Origin of the sequence: Actinokineospora diospyrosa, assembly GCF_024171925.1 — a bacterium.
GTDB lineage: Bacteria > Actinomycetota > Actinomycetes > Mycobacteriales > Pseudonocardiaceae > Actinokineospora > Actinokineospora diospyrosa.
On record NZ_JAMTCO010000003.1, the window covers coordinates 212,685 to 232,826 of the forward strand.

Consider the following 20,142-nt stretch of genomic DNA (forward strand, 5'->3'; position numbering starts at 1 on the left):
GAGGACGGTCATGGCGCAGGCCGACGAGGAGAAGCTGCTCGCCTACCTCAAGCGGGCGACCGAGGAGCTGCGGGCGGCGCGCGAGCAGGTGCGCGAGCTGCGGGAGCGGGCGGCCGAGCCGATCGCGATCGTCGGCATGGCCTGCCGCTACCCGGGCGGGGTCTCCTCGCCGGAAGACCTGTGGGAGCTGGTCTCGGGCGGCGTTGACGCACTGGGGCCGCTGCCGACGGACCGCGGCTGGGACCTCGCCGCGCTGCCCGGGTCAGCGGAGGGCGGCTTCCTCGCCGACGCGGGTGGCTTCGACGCCGGGTTCTTCGGGATCTCCCCGCGTGAGGCCCTGGCGATGGACCCGCAGCAGCGGCTCCTGCTGCACGCCTGCTGGGAAGCCGTGGAACGCGCCGGGATCGACGCGTTGTCGTTGCGCGGCAGCCGAACCGGGGTGTACGCGGGCGTGATGTACAACGACTACGCGACCTCCGTGCCCGCTGAGGTGCTTGACGGGTACCTCGGCACCAGCAACGCCAACAGCGTGCTGTCCGGTCGGGTCGCTTACAGCCTCGGCTTGCAGGGGCCCGCGGTCACTGTGGACACAGCGTGCTCGTCGTCGTTGGTGGCCCTCCACCTGGCCGCTCAGGCATTGCGATCCGGGGAGTGTTCGTTTGCCTTGGCGGGCGGGGTCACGGTGATGGCCGGGCCGATGATGTTCGCGGGCTTTGGGTTCGACGAGGGTACGGCCGCCGATGGCCGCTGCAAGTCCTTCGCCGCGGCCGCCGACGGGACCGGCTGGGGCGAGGGCGTCGGTGTTCTCCTGCTTGAGCGGCTGTCCGATGCCCGCAGCAACGGCCACCCGGTGCTGGCGGTCGTGCGCGGTTCAGCGGTCAACTCCGACGGTGCTTCCAGCGGGCTGACCGCGCCCAACGGCCCGGCGCAGCAGCGCGTGATCGAGCAGGCCCTCACCGCCGCTCAGCTACTTCCGTCCGATGTGGACGTCGTGGAGGCGCACGGCACGGGGACCGTGCTGGGTGACCCGATCGAGGCCCAGGCGTTGCTGGCCGCGTACGGGCCGGGGCGGGTCGAGCCGCTGTGGTTGGGCTCGGTCAAGTCCAACATCGGGCACACCCAGGCCGCCGCCGGGGTGGCCGGCGTGATCAAGATGGTGCACGCGCTCCGCGACGGCACCCTGCCCGCGACGCTGCACGTCGACGCGCCGTCCCCGCACGTGACCTGGGGACCGGTGCGGCTGCTGACCAGCTCCCGCCCCTGGCCCGCGGTCGACCGACCGCGGCGGGCGGCGGTGTCGTCGTTCGGGGTCAGCGGCACGAACGCCCACGTGGTCTTGGAACAGGCGGACCCGCTTCCGGTCCCCGCCGAGGGGACGGCGCCCGGGGTGTTGCCGTTCCTCGTCTCGGGCCGGTCCGCCGCGGCCCTGCGGGCACAGGCCCGCCGGGTGCTGGAGGTCGCGGCGGAGCCGGTGGACCTGGCCCGGTCGTTGGCGGTGACGCGGGCAGCGCTGGAGCACCGGGCCGTGGTGGTCGCGGCAGAGCCTACGGCCGGTCTGCGGGCCTTGGCGGAAGGAGCGGCGTCCAGCGACCTGGTCGTCGGCGCGCCGGGGAGCGGACCGGTCGCGTTCCTGTTCACCGGGCAGGGGGCGCAGCGACCCGGGATGGGGCTGGCACTGCGGGTGTTCCCGGCGTTCGCGCGGGCTTTCGACGAGGTGTGCGCGGGGCTGGGACTGGCCGTCGAGGTGTTCGAGGGGGGACTTGATCACACGGCCGTGGCCCAGCCCGCGCTGTTCGCGCTGGAAGTCGCCCTTTTCCGGTTGCTCGAGTCCTGGGGCATCCGGCCGGACTTCGTCATCGGCCACTCCATCGGCGAGCTCGCCGCCGCCCACGTCGCCGGAGTCCTCTCGCTGGCTGACGCCTGCGCCTTGGTCTCCGCCCGTGCTCGTCTGATGGGCGCCCTCCCGGAAGGCGGGGCGATGCTCGCCATCGAGGCCGCCGAGCACGAGATCGATCTCCCCGACGGCGTGGACCTTGCTGCGGTGAACTCGGATCGCTCGATTGTCGTATCGGGGGATCGTGGGAGTGTTGACCTGTTCGAACGCAGGATTGTTGAACAAAACCGCAGGGTGAAGCGGCTGACCGTCTCGCACGCGTTCCACAGCCACCTGATGGACCCGATGCTCGACGAGTTCGCCGTGGTCGCGAAGGGCTTGCGGTACCAGCGGCCGGAGATCGAGGTGCTGCCGACCGGCGGGGTGGCCGAGGTCAGCGTCCCCGAATACTGGGTCGGCCAGGTCCGCTCGACGGTCCGCTTCGCCGACGCCGTGGCCGCCGCGCGGGAGCAGGGCGCGACCCGGTTCATCGAGCTCGGCCCGGACGGTGTGTTGTCCGCGCTGGTCGACGGCATCCCCACCCAGCGCTCCGGCCGCGACGACGTGACCACCCTCCTGCGCGCCGTCGCCACCGCCCACACCCAGGGCGTCCCGGTCGACTGGTCCGCCGTCTTCACCGGCTGGGGCGGTCGAACCGTCGACCTCCCCACTTACGCCTTCCAAGCCGAGCGCTACTGGCCGATCCGCGAGACCGACACCGCGCTGTGGCGCTACCGGGCGGAGTGGACCCCGGTCGCGGTGTCCCCGTCCCCGGTGCTCGTGGGCACCTGGCTGGTCCTCGGTGCCCCCGATGCCGTCGTCCGCGCGCTGGAGACGCACGGTGCCACCGTCGTCCGCGAGGACACCGGACTCCCGCTCGCCGGGGTCATCACCGCCCAGGACCTCCCCGCGACCCTGCGTACCCTGCAAACGTTTGCGACCCGCCCGACCAGGGTGTGGGCGCTCACCACCGGCGACACCCCGGACACCGCGGCGATCTGGGGCCTCGGCCGCAGCGCCGCCCTGGAGTTCCCCGGCACCTGGGGCGGCCTGGTCCAACTGACCGGTGCCGATGTCGATGGCGATCTCGACCCCGGCTTGCTCGCGGGCGCGCTCACCAGCACCGAGGACCAAGTGCGGATCACATCGAGGGTCGAGGGCCGCCGGTTGCGCCGAGCGCCCGCACCCCGAGCCACATGGCGTCCACACGGGACGGTTCTGGTCACCGGCGGCACCGGCGCTCTGGGGCAGCACGTGGCCAGGTGGGCCGCCGAGTCCGGAGCCGACCGGGTCGTGGTCGTCAGCAGGCGCGCCCCGCGGGTCGACCTGCCCGCCACCGTTGTCGCCTGCGATGTGTCCAATCGGGACGCCGTGGCCGCCCTGGTCGCCGAGTACCGGCCCGATGTCGTCATCCACGCGGCAGGCGTCGGTGGTCTCGGCCGCATCCCCGACCTGGACGCGGACACCCTGACCACCGTGTTCGCGGGAAAGGTCGACGGCGCCCGGCACCTCGCCGACCTCTGCCCCGACGCCGAGCTCGTCCTCTTCTCCTCCGCGGCCGCCACCTGGGGTGGTGCCAACCAAGCTGCCTATGCCGCCGCGAACGCCTACCTGGACGGCCTCGCCGCCACCCGCCCCCGCACCACATCGATCGCCTGGGGCCCTTGGGCGGGCGATGGCATGGCCGCAGGCGCGGACCTCGCCCGGCAGGGCATGCTCCCCCTTGCGCCCGACCAGGCTCTAACCGCCATGGCGGAAGCTGTCGCGGGCGAGGACCGCGTGCTCACCATCGCGGGCGTCGACTGGACCAGGTTCGCGCCGACCTTCACCGCCGCTCGCCCCAGCCCGCTGCTGTCCGAGCTCACCGACACACCCGCCGAACCTGAGAACACCGGCTGGTTCCGCGCGCGCCTCGCCGAGACCCCGGCGCACGAGCGCGCCGACCTGGTGTCCCACCTCGTGTTGGCCGAGGCCGCCACCATCCTCGGCCACAACGACCTGGGCGGGATCGACCCCGGACGTCCCTTCCGGGACCTCGGTTTCGACTCCCTCACCGCCGTTGAGATGCGCAACCGGCTCACCACCGCCACCGGCCTTTCCTTGCTGGCCACCGTGGTCTTCGACTACCCGACCCCGGCCGAGTTGGCGTCCCACTTGCTGACCGAGCTCTCCGGTGGTGAGGACGCCGAAGTGCGCGCGGCGATCGCCGCCATCCCGCTGTCCCGTTTGGCGGAAGCGGGTCTGCTCACGCCCCTGCTCCGCCTGGCGGGCCTGACCGACGAAGCCGACGCCCCCACCGACCTGGACAGCATGGCGGGCGAGGACCTACTGCGGCTGGTCGCCGCGGGAGATGGGGAATAGCGATGGCCGCCTCCGTTGAGCAGTACGTCGAGGCGTTGCGGACCTCGCTGAAGGAGAACGAACGGCTCAAGGCGCGCAACCGGGACCTCACCGACGCCGCGCACGAGCCGATCGCCATCGTGGGCATGTCGTGCCGACTGCCCGGCGGGGTCGACTCGCCGGAAGACCTGTGGGAGTTGCTGGCGCGCGGCGGTGACGGGATCTCCGAGTTCCCCACCGACCGGGGGTGGGACCTCGGTCGGCTCTACGATCCGGAGTCCACTCGGGACGGTACCTCTTACGCGCGTGAAGGCGGGTTCGTCCATTCGGCCGGGTGGTTCGACCCGGCATTCTTCGGGATCTCCCCGCGCGAGGCCGCGGCCATGGACCCCCAGCAGCGGTTGTTGCTGGAGACGTCGTGGGAGGTGTTCGAACACGCCGGGATCGACCCCACGTCAGTGCGGGGCAGTCGAACCGGCGTGTTCGTCGGCGCGACGACCTCGGGCTACGGGTACGCGGTCCCGGACGAGGGCTACGGGCTGACCGGATCGGCGACCAGCGTCCTCAGTGGACGAGTCGCCTACCTGTTCGGGCTTGAGGGCCCTGCTGTCACCGTCGACACCGCGTGTTCTAGCGGGTTGGTGGCGCTGCACTTGGCCGTGCGGGCACTGCGGGCGGGCGAGTGCGACCTGGCTATTGCCGGTGGGGCCACGGTGATGGTGAACCCGTCGGCGTTCGTGGAGTTCAGTCGGCAACGCGGGTTGGCGGCCGATGGTCGGTGCAAGTCGTTCGCCGCCGGTGCGGACGGGACGGGGTGGTCAGAGGGCGTCGCCGTCCTGTTGGTCCAGCGGTTGGCTGACGCCGTCCGGGCGGGCAATCGGGTCCTCGCGGTGGTCCGCGGTTCGGCGGTCAACTCCGACGGCGCGTCCAACGGGCTCACCGCCCCCAACGGCCGCGCGCAGCAGCGGGTCATCCACGATGCCCTCGCCGACGCCCGGCTCGCCGCCGCCGAGGTCGACCTGGTGGAGGCGCACGGGACCGGCACGGTTCTCGGCGACCCGATCGAGGCGTCCGCGGTGCTGGCGACCTACGGTCAGCGCGAGGGGGTCCCAGTTTTTCTGGGGTCCATCAAGTCCAACATCGGGCACAGCCAGTCCGCCGCGGGCATCGCGGGCGTCATCAAGGTTGTGCAGGCAATGCGCAACAAGCTCATGCCCGCCACCCTGCACCTGGACGCCCCGTCGCCGCACGTCGATTGGACCTCCGGGGCGGTTCGACTGCTGGTCGAGCCGCGCGAATGGTCCGAAGTGGAGCATCCGAGGTCGGCAGCCGTGTCGGCGTTCGGTGTGAGCGGAACCAATGCGCACACGATCGTCGAGCAGGCACCCGAAGTGGCGCTCGTCCCGCCCAACAACGACGACCTGCCGTGGCTGATCTCCGCGCGCGACCCGCAAGCCCTTCGCGCGCAAGCATCTCGGCTCACCGCTGTGGCAGCCGCTCCTGGCGATGTCGCGTTCTCCCTGGCCACGACGCGTGCGGCCATGGACCACCGCGCGGTCGTCCTGCCCGGCTCTGACCGGGTCGCCGCGCTCACCGCGTTGGCGGGCGGGTCGCCAGATCTGTCCACAGTGGTCGGTGAGGTCGTCTCCGGCAAGACCGCGTTCCTGTTCACCGGCCAAGGCTCCCAGTGCCGCGGCATGGGTGTTGACCTGCGCCGGTTCCCGGCCTTCGCCGAGGTCTTCGACTCCCTGTGCGCGCGCCTCGCCGTCGATCCCGCTGTCGACCTCGACCGCACCGAACTCGCCCAGCCCGCCTTGTTCGCCCTTGAGGTGGCCCTCTACCGGTTGGTCGAATCCTGGGGCATCCGACCCGACTACCTGGTCGGACACTCCATCGGCGAAGTGGCCGCGGCCCACATCTCCGGCATCCTGACCCTCGACGACGCCTGCACCCTCGTCTCCGCCCGGGCCCGCCTCATGGGTGCCCTGCCCGAGGGCGGGGCCATGCTCGCCATCGAGGCCGCCGAGCACGAGATCGACCTCCCGGACGGCGTGGACCTGGCCGCGGTGAACTCGGATCGTTCACTTGTCGTATCGGGGGATCGTAGGGTTGTTGAGCAGGTCAAACGCCAGAGTGGTGACCAAGGCCGCCGGGTCAAGCCGCTGACCGTCTCGCACGCGTTCCACAGCCGCCTGATGGACCCGATGCTCGACGAGTTCCGGCAGGTCGTGGCCGGACTATCGTTCAACGATCCCGCAATCGCCCTGGTGGCCACGTCGACGGGCGACCCGACGACGGCCGAGTACTGGGTGCGGCAGGTCCGCGAGACGGTGCGGTTCGCCGACGCGGTCAAGGGGCTGGCGGCGAAGGGCGTGACCCGGTTCGTCGAGCTCGGGCCGGACGGCGTGCTCTCGGCGGCTGTTCGCGATCAGCTGCCGGACGTGGTCGCCATCCCGCTGCAGCGCGCCGACCAGGACGGCGTCCACGCGTGGTGGCGTGGCCTGGCGCAGGTGTTCGTGGCTGGAATCCCCCTCACCTGGGCAGAGCCCGGCTGCCGTGTCGACCTCCCCACCTACGCCTTCCAGCGAACCCACTTCTGGCCTGTCTCCACGACAAACCTGCGCTACCGGGTGACCTGGAAGCCCGTCGCCGCCGAGCAGGCCCAGCTCGCCGGCACCTGGCACGTCCTCACCGACGATCCCGACTCCGCCATCGCGACTTGGTGCACCACCGCACTGCGCGCCCACGGCGCCACGATCACCAACCACCCCGACCAGGCCGACGCCGTGCTCTCGCTGCTCACCGGCACCGACGCGCACCCGGATCACCCTGTTGTCACCCAGGGCGTCGCCGACACCCTCGACCTGCTCCGCGCTGACGGTCCACCGATCTGGCTCGCCACGCAGGGTGCCGTCGCCGTTGCCGAGCCGTTGGCCAACCCGCTCGCCGCGCCCCTGTGGGCGCTCGGCCGGGTCGCCGCTCTGGAGCACCCGCGCCGGTGGGGCGGTTTGGTCGACCTGCCAGCGGAGTTGGACGACGCGGCCGCTGCTCGTCTGGCCGCCGCGATCGCCAGTGGCGAGGACCAACTCGCGGTCCGGTCAACGGGGTTGTTCGCCCGCCGCCTGGCTTCCGCACCTGCCGAGGCCGCGGCGCAGTGGCGTCCACAAGGGACAGTGCTCGTCACCGGTGGCACCGGCGCGCTCGGCAGGCACGTGGCCAGGTGGCTGGTTGATCGTGGCGCCGAACACCTCGTGCTGGCCAGCCGTCGTGCCCCGGATGCCGTGGACTTGGCTCAGGAATTGCAATCCCGAGGCGTGAAGGTCACCCTAGCCGCGTGTGATGTGTCAGACCCCGCTGCGCTACAACAACTCCTCGTCGAACACCCACCCACCTCGGCTTTCCACGCGGCGGGCAGCGGCGACTACGCGCCCATCGCCGAGGCGGATCTCACGCACTTCGCCGCGACGCTCAACGCCAAGGTTACGGGCGCGCGGGTCTTGGCCGCCCACCCCGGCCTCGACCGGCTGGTGCTGTTCTCCTCGGTGTCGGCGACCTGGGGGAGCGGCTCACAATCCGCGTACTCGGTCGCCAACGCGACCCTCGACGCCCTCGCCGAGGCCACCGGGGCCACGGCCATCGCCTGGGGCCCCTGGGCGGGGGCGGGCATGGCCGGTGCTGACAGCACCGCTGACTACCTGCGCAAACGCGGTCTTACCCCGCTCGATCCCGCAGTGGCGATCGCCGCGATGGCCCGAGCGGTCGATCAGCGCGACACCTGTGTGACCGTCGCCGACGTCGACTGGGCCCGGTTCGTGCCCTCTTTCACCACCGCCCGGCCGCAACACCTCTTCGATGACCTTATCGACCTCCCCGCGCCCGCGCTTGAGGCCCCCGCCGCACCGGATCACTCCTCTCTGTCCGAAGAGGACCACCGGCGCACTCTGCTCGACCTGGTGCGCACCAATGCCGCGGCCATCCTCGGGCACACCGATCCGGCCGCTGTCAAATCGGGGCAGGCGTTCACCGAGCTCGGCTTCGACTCGCTGACCGCCGTCGAACTCCGCGACCGCCTCACCACGGCGACGGGTCTCAAGCTCGCCACCACCATCGTGTTCGACCACCCCACGCCCGCCGCGCTCGCCAACCACCTCCTCGCACTGGCCCGCCCCAAGGCCAAGGCCGCCCACCAGGCCATCGCGGCCGCCGACGGCGAACCGATCGCGATCATCGGCATGGCGTGCCGCTACCCCGGTGGCGTGCGGTCCCCGGAAGACCTGTGGCGCTTGGTGTCCGACGGCCGCGACGGCATCGGCGACTTCCCGGACGACCGCGGCTGGGACCTCGCCCGCGTCTACGACCCGGACGGCGGCGACGGCACCTCCTACGTCCGTGAAGGCGCCTTCCTCGACGGCGTCGCCGAGTTCGACCCCGTCTTCTTCGGCATCTCACCGCGCGAAGCGCTGGCCATGGACCCGCAGCAGCGGCTGCTGCTCCAGGCATCCTGGGAGGCGTTCGAGCGCGCGGGGATCGACCCGGAGTCGTTGCGGGGAAGTCGAACCGGTGTGTTCGCGGGAACCAGTGGGCAGGACTACCCGGCGTTGCTCGTGGGTGCGCGCGAGGTCAGTGAAGGCCACCAAGGGACGGGCAACGCGGCCGCGGTGCTGTCCGGCCGCGTTGCTTACACATTCGGGCTTGAAGGCCCCACGTTGACCGTGGACACGGCCTGCTCCAGCAGCCTCGTCGCCCTCCACCTGGCTGTCCGCGCGCTGCGGCAAGGAGACTGCGAACTGGCCCTGGCGGGCGGCGTCACCGTCATGTCCACACCGTCGGCTTTCGTGGAGTTCAGCCGCCAACTCGGGCTCGCCGCCGACGGCCGCTGCAAGTCGTTCGCCGCCGCCGCGGACGGCACCGGCTGGGGTGAGGGCGTCGGGGTGCTGCTGGTTGAGCGCTTGTCCGACGCACTCCGAAATGGACACAACGTGTTGGCCGTGGTGCGCGGATCCGCGGTCAACTCCGACGGCGCGTCCAACGGTCTCACCGCCCCCAACGGGCCATCGCAACAACGGGTCATCCACCAGGCGCTCGCCGACGCGGGCCTTGAGGCGTCTGAAGTGGACGCAGTCGAGGCGCACGGGACCGGTACCCGGCTCGGCGATCCGATCGAGGCCGAGGCCCTGCTGGCCACCTATGGGCAGGACCGCGTCGAACCGCTGTGGCTGGGTTCGGTGAAGTCCAACATCGGCCACACCCAGGCCGCGTCCGGCGTCGCGGGCGTGATCAAGATGGTTGGCGCGCTACGGGCGGGTGTCCTGCCCGCCAGCCTGCACGTCGACGAGCCATCGCCCAATGTGGACTGGTCGGCGGGCGCGGTCGAGTTGCTGACCGCTGCCCGGCCGTGGCCCGCGGTCGACCGGGCGCGGCGGGTCGGCGTGTCGTCGTTCGGGATGAGCGGCACCAACGCGCACGTCGTGCTGGAGTCCGCCCCGGCTCGGCCGGAGGTGGTGCCGGTCGGGTCGCCGCCCGCGGTGGTCGTGCTGCCGGTGTCCGCGCGGACCGAGCACGGGCTGGTCGCGCAGGTGGAGGCGTTGCGCGACAGCGGGCACGACTTGGTGGACCTCGCGTGGTCGTTGGCGACGACCCGCGGCGTGCTGGAGAACCGCGCCGTGCTGTTCGGCGGTGTCAGCCTCGATGACGCGGTCATCGGGCAGGCGGATGAAGGGCGCACCGGCTTCCTGTTCACCGGCCAGGGCTCGCAGCGGCCCGGCATGGGCGCGGCCCTGTATGCGGCGTTCCCCGTGTTCGCTACGGCGTTCGATGAGGTGTGCGACCGGATCCCCCTTTCGGTCAAGGACGTCGTCTTCGGCGGTGGCCTGGAGTTAGACCAGACCTCGTACACCCAGACCGCCTTGTTCGCCCTGCAGGTAGCCCTCTTCCGCTTGCTCGAGTCCTGGGGCGTCCGCCCGGACGTCCTGATCGGCCACTCCATCGGCGAGGTCGCGGCCGCCCACGTCGCCGGGATCCTCTCCCTCGACGACGCCTGCACCCTGGTCTCCGCTCGCGCTCGACTCATGCAGGCTTTGCCCACGGGTGGGGCCATGCTCGCGATCGAGGCCGCCGAGCACGAACTCGATCTCCCCGAGGGCGTCGACCTCGCCGCCGTGAACTCGGATCGTTCGATTGTCGTATCCGGGGACCGTAGGACTGTCGAACAGTTCAAACGTCAGAGTGTCGAACAAGGCCGTCGGGTCAAGGACCTGGTCGTCTCGCACGCGTTCCACAGCCACCTGATGGACCCGATGCTGGACGAGTTCCGGCAGGTGGTGTTGGGGCTGTCGTTCAAGAATCCGACAATCCCCCTGGTGAACACCTCACCAGGTGATCCGGCGACGCCTGAGTACTGGGCGCGGCAGGTCCGGGAGCCGGTGCGGTTCGCGGCAGCGGTGGCGCGCGCCGAGGACGTCACCCGCTACCTGGAGTTGGGCCCGGACGGGGTGCTCAGCGCCGCTGTCGGTGGGGGCGCCTTCCCGGCGCTGCGGTCCGGGCGCGACGAGGTCGAAACAGTCCTGCGCGCCGTTGCCGAGGTCCACGTCCGGGGCGCCTTCGTCGACTGGCCCGCCCTGACCCGCGACTGGGGCGGCCGACGGGTCGACCTGCCCACGTATGCCTTCGCCCGCGAGCACTACTGGCCCACTCCAACCCCCTGGGCCGGAGATGTCGCCGCCGCAGGCCTAGGCGTGACCGACCACCCCCTCCTCGGCGCTGGGGTAGGCACCGCGGGAGCCAACGACCTGCTGTTCACCGCACGCGTATCGACCCGCACCCACCCCTGGCTGGCCGACCACCGCGTCCACGGCCAAACCCTCCTCCCTGGAACCGCTTTCGTCGAACTGGCCCTACACGCCGGAGAAGCGCGCGGCCTGCCCGTCCTCGAGGAGTTGGTGCTGCACGCACCACTCGTCCTCCCCGCCCGCGCCGCCACCCAACTCCAGTTCGCTGTAACCGAAACCGGCGCTGTCACCATCCACAGCAGACCAGCCGACGACACCGGCTGGTCCAATCACCCCTGGACTCTCCACGCCACCGGCACCCTCACCGGCACTCTCGATGCCTCCGCTGAGAACGGGGCTAACCGAGAGTCCACAGAGGAACTCCCGTGGCCGCCGCCCGGGGACCCTCTGGACATCAAGGACATCTACGCCGACCTGGACGCAGCGGGTCTCTCCTACGGCCCCGCGTTCCAAGGTCTGCGCGCGGTCTGGCGCACAGACGACGCCATCTTCGCCGAGGTCACGCTCCAGGACACCGCTGGATTCGGTCTGCACCCGGCACTTCTCGACTCCGCGCTGCACGCACTCGCGGTCGGCGCGAACGGGACGGGAGCGGCAGGCGTCCCGTTCGCCTGGTCCGGTGTCCGCTTGTCCGCCACCGGCGCCTCCACGCTCCGCGTCCGGCTCACCAGCGGCCCCGACGGCGTCACCCTCGTCGCGGTCGACCCCGCCGGAACGCCGGTCATCACCGTCGACAAGGTCACCCTCCGCGCAGCCGCCACCACTGCGATCACCGCACCCCCACTGCACCGCCTCGCCTGGCGCAGTACCCCGCTGCTCGCCGACACCGAACCGGTAGGCACCTGGTCCGTCCTCGGCGACGACACCTTCGGCGCGGCGGCCGGTCTGGCCGAAGCGGGCGCCACGCTCGTCGACACCGATCCCGACCACGTGGTCCTCTGCTCCAGCGGTCCAGACCTGCTCGATCGCCTCACCGCCGTCCTGGGCGAGGCCAAGGTGACCGTCCTGACCAGGGGAGCTGTCGCCGCCGAACCCGGTGACGACGTCCCGGACCTGCCCGGCGCCGCCGTCTGGGGCCTCCTGCGGGTCGCGCAGGGCGAGGACCCCGGCCGGGTCCGCCTGGTCGACATCGACGGCGACCCGTGGGCGGCGCTGCTGCACAGCCCGGACGAACCCCAGCTCGCCATCCGGTCCGGGGTCGCCCTGGTACCCCGCGTCGTCCCCGACCCCGGCACCGACCTGCCCGCCCCCGACGGCCCCTGGCGGCTGGACACCACCGGTCGCGGCACGCTCGAGAACCTGGTCCTCGCCCCCGTCGCCCACCCCGACCTGGCCCCCGGTGAGGTCCGCGTCGCCGTCCGCGCGGCCGGGCTGAACTTCCGGGACGTCCTCAACGCGCTCGGCATGTACCCCGGCGAGGTCGCGATCGGCGGTGAGGCGGCGGGTGTCGTCACCGAGGTCGGATCAGCCGTGACCGGCCACAAGGTCGGCGACCGCGTCCTCGGCCTGTTCTCCGCGGCCTTCGCCCCCTCAGCTGTTACCGACCAGCGGCTCTTGGTTCCCCTGCCGGACGACTGGACCTTCGTCGAGGGCGCGTGCGTGCCGATCGTTTACGCCACCGCCTACTACGGCTTGGTTGACCTCGCGAACCTGCGAGAAGGCGAATCCGTTCTGGTCCACGCCGCAGCCGGTGGTGTCGGAATGGCCGCTGTGCAGCTCGCCAGGCACCTCAAAGCCGAGGTCTACGGCACCGCCAGCCCGGCGAAATGGTCAGCCACGGGCCTTCCCGAAGACCGTCTTTCGTCCTCGCGCGATCTCGACTTCGCCACCACGTTCCCCCAGGTCGACGTGGTCCTCAACGCTTTGGCGGGCGAGTTCGTCGACGCCTCCCTCGGGCTGTTGCGGCCGGGTGGGCGATTCCTGGAGATGGGCAAGACCGACATCCGCGCTGAAGTGTCCGGTGTGGACTACCGGGCCTATGACCTGGCCGAGGCGGGACCGGATCGGATCGGGGAGATCCTCGGCCAGGTCATGGCCCTGTTCGCGGGCGGCGCGCTCACCCTGCCGCCGCGGCGCGTGTGGGACGTCCGCCAGGCCCGCGCCGCGTTCCGGTACATGAGCCAGGCCAGGCACGTCGGCAAGGTCGTGCTGACCGTCCCCGCCGCGCCCGACCCCGCCGACCCGGTCCTGATCACCGGCGGCACCGGGGCGCTCGGCGGTCTCGTCGCCCGGCACCTCGCCGCCGCGGGCCGCCGCGACCTGGTGCTGCTCAGCCGGGGTGGGAAGGCGCCGGACGAGGTGGTGTCCGCCGTCGAGGCCCTGGGCGCCAGGGTGCGGGTGGTCGCGGGCGACGCGGCCGACCGGGACCTCGTGGCCGGGCTCGGCGTCCGGTCGGTGTTCCACGCCGCCGGGGTGCTCGACGACGGTGTGCTCGCCGGGTTGACCCGCGACCGGCTGGCCCGCGTGCTGCACGCGAAGGCCGCGGCGGCGCTGGCCCTGCAGGACGCCGTGCCGGACGCGGTCGAGTTCGTCCTGTTCTCCTCCGTCGCCGCCACCATCGGCACCCCCGGCCAGGGCGCCTACGCCGCCGCAAACGCTTTCCTCGACGGTCTCGCGCACCACCGGCACGTCCGCGGCCTGCCTGCCCGGGCCCTCGCCTGGGGTCCGTGGGACCTCGACGGCGGCATGCTCGGCGAGCTGTCCGACGCCGACCGCGACCGGCTGACCCGCACCGGCTTCCCGCCACTGACCCCCGACACCGGGCTTCCCCTGCTCGACCGGGCACTCACCGAGCCCACCCCGGCCGTCGTCGCCGCGATCATCAATTCGCGCGTGCTAGATGACCCGCCCGCCGTGCTAAGCGCCCTTGCTCGGCCAACACGCCGGGCTGCGGGAGCTGCCGTTCCGGTCGACCTGGGTGCCAGGCTTCTTGCGCTACCTGCCGCCGAGCGGGTTCGCGTGCTGGTTGAAGAGGTCCGCAGCAATGCCGCGACGGTCTTGGGCTTCCCCTCCACTGAGGCTGTCGACCCGGCGCGGGCGTTCTCGGACCTGGGCTTCGACTCGCTGACCGCTGTCGAGTTGCGCAACCGCCTCGCTACCACCACCGGCGTCCGCTTACCCGCGACCCTGGTGTTCGATCACCCCACGCCTATCGCCATGGCTGAGCGGCTCTTGGTCGACCTGGTGCCTGCCCCACCGAGCCCGGCGGCGGTAGCACTGTCTGAACTGGACAGCATCGACGCTGTGCTGCCGTCGCTGTCCGGTCAAGACGCCGACCGGGTCCGAGCCCGCCTAGCCGCGCTGCTCGCGAAGTGGACCCCGATCGACGACGAAGCCGACGAGGACCTCGACGCAGCCACGGAGGACACCATCTTCGCTCTCATCGACAGCGAACTAGACGGCTAGCGAGGCCTCACGGAACGGTGTCGCCAACAACGCGGCTCCTGCGATAGCCATACCTGTGGAGCCGACGACCAACGCCGTCGGTAGTGACAACTGGTCGCCGATGATGCCGCCGACGGGAGCACCGATGGTGATCATCCCCCAGTTGAACGAGCGGATCGTGGCGTTGCAGCGCCCTTGCAGGCGGTCTGGGGTGATCTGCTGGCGATAGGTGAGGTCATGCGGGCCTTCGACTCCGAGCCCAAGGCCCAAGAGGAACTGCCCCGCGAAGACAGCCCAGTCGCCTGCTAGAGCCAAGACAAAGCCGGATGCCGCGAGGAGCCTGCCAAGCACGACCGTGCGTGCTAGTCCGATCCTCTTGTGGACAAGCAGTGAGATCCCACCGCCTGCCACGGTGCCAACACCTGCAGCCGCATAGGCGAATCCGAGACCGGCAGGACCGATCGCGTCCACCGCGTATGGCACGAAGGCCGTGCTCGCCATCGCCGTGAAAAGGAACCTGGCATGCGAGCTGAGCGACAACGGGGCGAGCATGCGGTGTCGGTAGACCCACCGCAGACCTTCACGCATCTCAGTCAGGAGATGCCTCTCGACAGGTTCTGGCTTGGTCTCTTTCACCCGGAGAGTCGCCACCAAGATGCCAGACACGACATACGACACAGCGTCGACTAGGACGGCCAACGGCGCCCCGAGCAGCTTCAAGAGCCCACTGCCCAGCAAGGGCCCGCCGGTCTGCGCAACGGAGTTGGTCTGCTCCAGCCGCACGTTCGCCCACGCAAGCCTGTCAGGTTCAACAATGCGCGGTAGGAATGACTGGAAGGCGGCATCACCTAGCAGTGACAGCACACCCACGCCGAACACGACCGCGATCAAGACAGGCAGGGACAACAGGTCCGTGGCTGCTAAGAGGGGAATCAACCCTAGAAGGGCTGCCCGGCCCAGGTCGGTGCCGATCATCATCGGGCGCCGCCTACACCGGTCGACGATCACGCCCGCGATGAGCCCGAACAGCAGATAGGGCATCCACCGGGCGGCATTGAGGAGCCCGACCTCGGTCGCCGACGCCGAGAGCGTCACCACAGCGATCACTTGGACGGCCACCGTCGTGACATACGTCCCGAACATTGAGATGGCGTCAGCCAGCCAGAACCTGCCAAATGCCCCCATACCCGCAGCTTAGCGTCGTGCAGGGGGCGTTAGGGGTACTGCCCCGGCCGGTCGCGGCCCTACCTTGGGCGCCTGAGCCGTGAGGAGGACCGAGCCATGTCGACCACCGCGGATCGGATTTCCGACCTTGCCGCTCGCCACGTCCAGGCCGTCGAGATCGCGGAGAAGCGCGCGGTCGACCGCCAGCACGCCAAAGGCAAGCTCACCGCACGCGAGCGCATCGAGCTGCTCTTAGACCCCGGCTCGTTCGTGGAACTGGACGAGTTCGCCCGCCATAGATGCACCGACTTCGGCATGGAGCACAACCGTCCCTACGGCGACGGTGTTGTCACCGGGCACGGCACGGTAGACGGTCGTCAGGTATGTGTGTTCTCGCAAGACTTCACCACCCTCGGCGGCAGCATGGGGGAGGCGTTCGGCAACAAGGTACTTAAGGTGATGGACCTTGCCTTGAGCATCGGCTGCCCGGTCATTGGCATCAACGACTCCGGCGGCGCGCGGATCCAGGAAGGCGTTGTCTCCCTGGCTCACTACGCCGAACTCGGCATGCGGAACGTGCGGGCCTCGGGCGTTGTCCCGCAGATCTCGCTGTTGATGGGCCCGTGCGCTGGCGGGGCTGTGTACTCGCCCGCGATCACCGACTTCACGGTCATGGTGGACAAGACCTCTTACATGTTCGTCACCGGACCTGAGGTCGTCTCCGCGGTCACCGGTGAGAGCACCACCCTTGATGAGCTCGGTGGTCCTGCCGTCAACAGCTCGGTGTCCGGCAACGCCCACTACGTCGGCCAAGACGAGCAAGACGCGATCGCATGGGTGCAGGCGTTGCTGGGTTACCTACCCAGCAACAACCTTGACCCGCTACCGGTATACGACCACGCACATGAGCCTGCCGTGACCGAACAGGACCAACGGCTCGACAGCCTGATCCCGGACGCGGAGAACCAGGGTTACGACGTCACCGAGGTCATTCGAGCCATCGTCGACGATGGCGACTACCTCGAGGTGCAGCCTGACTACGCCCGCAACATCGTGTGTGTGCTCGCTCGCGTAGACGGCCACTCGGTCGCCGTTGTCGCTAACAACCCACTCGTGAACGCTGGCGCCATCGACATCGCTAGCTCCGAGAAGGCTGCCAGGTTCGTCCGCTTCTGCGACGCCTTCAGCATCCCCATCGTCACCTTGGCTGACGTCCCCGGCTACCTGCCCGGCGTGGCGCAGGAACGCGGTGGGATCGTGCGCCACGGTGCCAAGCTCATCTATGCCTACGCCGAGGCCACCGTCCCGAAGGTCACCGTCGTGCTCCGCAAGGCTTACGGCGGTGGATACGCGGTCATGGGGTCCAAACACCTCGGCGCTGACGTCAACCTGGCCTGGCCGACCGCCGAGATCGCCGTCATGGGCGCGACAGGCGCCGTCCAGATCCTGCACCGCAGGACTCTTCAAGCCACCGACCCCACCGAACGCGCAGCAGTCGCCGCCGGGCTGGTCGACGAGTACCGCCGCGCGTTCAGCAACCCTTACGCTGCCGCCGAGCGCGGCTATGTGGACCGGGTCATCCAGCCCGCTCGTACTCGCCTGGAGATCTCCACCGCACTACGCGTCTTGCGCACCAAACGCGCCACCGCACCGACCCGCAAGCACGGGAACATCCCCCTCTAGCGGGTAGTGCGGACATGGGACTGTCGCGGGCTGGGACTGGTCGTTATCGTCAACGACGTCTACCTCCCGCTCCCGCGCGCCCACGAAGTGTGATCCAGGGTTCACCCCGGTGACGGCGAGCGACGGTACGATCACCGCCGCCACGGGTCCGAACCGGGCAAATCCGGCGGGCCCCCGCCCCTGCGGCACAGCGCCAGGGCGGCTGACGAGCGTGAAGGGGAACCACGAGCGTGAACGCGGTGCAGCCTAGGGTCGAGGACGGGACGGCGGCGTTGCGTCTGCTCGGCCTGCACAAGGTGTTCGGCGAGTACACGGCGGTCGACCACGCCGACCTCACCGTCGCCCCCGGTTCGTTCTACGGACTCGTCGGTCCTAACGGCGCGGGCAAGACGACGGCCCTCTCCATGGCCGTCGGCTTGCTCCGCCCGGACGAAGGTCGGTCCGAGGTGTTCGGCGTGGATGTCTGGGCCGACCCGTTGGCCGCCCGCAAGCTCATGGGCGTTCTCCCCGATGGCCTTGCCTTGCCCGAGCGCCTTACCGGTCGGGAATTGCTCACCTACCTAGGTCAGCTAAGAGGCTTGGACGCCAAGACAGTCGCTGACCGCGCTACCGAACTGCTCGACGTGATGGAGCTTTCGGGCGACGCCGAGCGCACGCTCGTGGTCGACTACTCCACCGGTATGCGTAAGAAGATCGGTCTCGCTACCGCCCTGCTGCACGGACCCCGGCTGCTGGTCCTCGACGAGCCGTTCGAGGCTGTCGACCCGGTGTCGGCGGCCACGATCAAACGCATCCTCAACCGGTTCGTCGCGGGCGGCGGCTCCGTGCTGCTCTCGAGCCACGTCATGGCCCTGGTCGAGCAGCTGTGCGACACGGTCGCGGTGATGGCCAAGGGCCGGGTGGTCGCCGAGGGCCCGCTCGACCAGGTCCGCGGCGCGGCCTCGCTGGAAGACACCTTCGTCGAGCTGGTCGGCGTCAAGGTCGGCGGCGGGGAGGGGCTGTCGTGGCTGGCGTCCTGATCCGGATGAAGCTCGCCGTCCTGCGGCACACCATCGCCGGTCCGAAGGCGACCTGGATGCTCACCGGCGGGCTCGTCGGCCTGGCCATCGCCGCCGGGACGATCGCGCTGGCCACCGCGGACGCCGCTCCCGGCACCGTCGCCGACCTGCTCGCGGTCACCTTCGCCATCTGGGCCTTCGGCTGGATGCTCGGCCCCGCCTTCGGTGGCGACCCGGTCTTACGAGCCGAGCAGTTCGCCCTGGAGCCCGTCCCACGCACCCGGCTGGCTCTTGGCCTGCTCGGCGCCGCGTTCGTCGGTGTCACTACCGCGGTCACCCTCGTCGCCTTCACCGCGCTCGTCGTCTACGCCGCCCGACTAGGCATCCTGTCGGTCGTCGTGTCCATCCCGGCCTTGGTGCTCCAGCTGACCTTGGTCGTGCTGCTGTCGCGGCTCGCTGCGCGCTTCTTCGGCGCACTCGCCCGCTCCCGCGCAGGCGCTGCCGTCACCGCCGTGATCACCGCGACGATGATGGTGCTTAGCCAGTCCGGCTGGGTCGTGTTCATCGCACTGGACGTCGTGCTTGAGACCGGGTTCTCGCGCACCACGTCGCTCGTGATCCGCGCGCTGCCATCCAGCTGGGGTGTCATCGCCGTTGAGGCTGCCGCTCGCAAGGACTGGCTGTGGGTCGTAGGGCCGCTGGTGGCGTTGGCTGGGCTGGTGGTCCTGCTCGTCCTCTTGTGGGGGCGCGTACTGGGGCCGCAGCGGCTGGCTCGTCCGGTGGTACGTGGATCTTCGGCTGCCCGTGCCGCCAAATGGACCGATCGTGGGCCGACGGCAGCGGTGTACGTCAAAGAGGTCCGCACCTGGTTGCGTGACCCGCTTCGCGTGCAGAGCCTGGTAGTCGCGCCTGCGTTCGCGTTGCTGAGCGGCCTGCTGCCACTGATGTTCGACTCGACGGCGCTCCTGCCGTTCGTCGGTGCCATTACCGCACTGATGGCAGCCACGGTCAGCTCCAACCTCTATGGCCAAGACGGCACGGCACTGTGGTTGACGCTGATGACGCCTGGCACTGAGCTAGCTGACGTACGCGGTCGCCAGCTCGCCTGGCTGACCTGGTTCGGTCCGCTGTCGATCGTCCTAACTGTCGTCGGCACCGCCATCCACGGCAGCCTCTGGCCATGGGCGATCGCCTCCACCACCGCCATCCTCGGTGGCGGCGCGGGCCTGCTGTTGCTGACAGCGGTCGACCAACTCGTGCCCGGCCCCGACCCCCACCGCAACAAGAACTCCCCCCTTGACCACGGCGACACCACCGGTCCGGCCTTCGTGGCGCTCCTCCTCGTGCTCACGGCCGCTACCCCGGCGTTGTGTGTCGTGCTCGCCGGAGACCTGTTGGACATGCCGCTGTTGATGTGGGCAGGCGGCCCCGCCGGTGTGCTGACAGGACTGGTCGCCTACTGGATTCTGGGCGGTCTTGCGGCCAAGAGGCTCGCCGAGCGCGGCCCGGAGTTGCTCTATCTGATGCGCGCGGGCAAGGAACACGAGGCAGCGCTAAGCGCGGAGACCTCCGTCATCAAAGCGATGCCCCGACACCGCCGAGGTCTCCTCTGGACCAGCTTCTTCATCGGCTGCCTAGCGACATTCCCGCAAGGCCTAGTACCCCTCGGCATGAAACTAAGCGGCGAAATCGAGCGAGTCTGGTTCCTCGCCCTCTACCTACCCGAGGGCCTCCAGTGGCCAGTGATCGCGCTCATGCTCCTGATCGGCCTCTCCGCGTTCGCCCTGGCCTCCTGGGTCTACCTCACCGAGTCCCGCAAGCTCAAGGCCAAGCTCGAGCGCAAGGCCGCCGAACGCCGCCCCCAAGAGCAACCGCTCGCGGTCGGCTGACCCCGCACCCCCGCCGCCCGCGG

6 protein-coding genes are annotated in these 20,142 nt (G+C 70.3%); 5 read left to right on the forward strand and 1 reads right to left on the reverse strand.

The window, feature by feature from the left end; all coding sequences use genetic code 11:
• The first annotated feature begins 10 nt into the window (after nucleotides 1-10).
• Together LV75_RS06065 and LV75_RS06070 are read left to right on the forward strand one after the other, a co-directional pair.
• Complete coding sequence (locus LV75_RS06065) at nucleotides 11-4,234, forward strand: type I polyketide synthase (RefSeq protein WP_253885658.1); 4,224 nt, start codon at nucleotides 11-13, stop codon at nucleotides 4,232-4,234.
• Nucleotides 4,235-4,236: 2 nt separating this feature from the next.
• On the forward strand, nucleotides 4,237-14,406 hold the full coding sequence (locus LV75_RS06070) for a type I polyketide synthase (RefSeq protein ID WP_253885659.1): 10,170 nt from the start codon (nucleotides 4,237-4,239) through the stop codon (nucleotides 14,404-14,406).
• Here the strand turns inward: LV75_RS06070 and LV75_RS06075 are convergent.
• On the reverse strand, nucleotides 14,395-15,570 hold the full coding sequence (locus tag LV75_RS06075) for an MFS transporter (RefSeq protein WP_253885660.1): 1,176 nt from the start codon (nucleotides 15,568-15,570) through the stop codon (nucleotides 14,395-14,397). The genes LV75_RS06070 and LV75_RS06075 overlap by 12 nt on opposite strands.
• A 96-nt stretch (nucleotides 15,571-15,666) precedes the next feature.
• Between LV75_RS06075 and LV75_RS06080 the strand changes: the two genes are divergently transcribed.
• The 3 genes from LV75_RS06080 to LV75_RS06090 all read left to right on the forward strand — a co-directional run bounded on the left by LV75_RS06080 (nucleotide 15,667) and on the right by LV75_RS06090 (nucleotide 20,119).
• Nucleotides 15,667-17,232 carry an acyl-CoA carboxylase subunit beta gene (locus LV75_RS06080; RefSeq protein WP_253885661.1) on the forward strand — a complete coding sequence of 522 codons (1,566 nt, stop codon included), beginning with the start codon at nucleotides 15,667-15,669 and terminating at the stop codon, nucleotides 17,230-17,232.
• 230 nt (nucleotides 17,233-17,462) lie between these two features.
• Entirely contained in the window at nucleotides 17,463-18,251 is a 789-nt protein-coding gene (locus LV75_RS06085; RefSeq protein ID WP_253885662.1) for an ABC transporter ATP-binding protein, read from the forward strand.
• A complete protein-coding gene (locus tag LV75_RS06090; protein ID WP_253885663.1) occupies nucleotides 18,236-20,119 on the forward strand; it encodes a permease-like membrane multi-spanning protein in 1,884 nt (627 codons plus the stop codon). Before LV75_RS06085 ends, LV75_RS06090 begins: the two co-directional genes overlap by 16 nt.
• The last annotated feature ends 23 nt before the right edge of the window (nucleotides 20,120-20,142 follow it).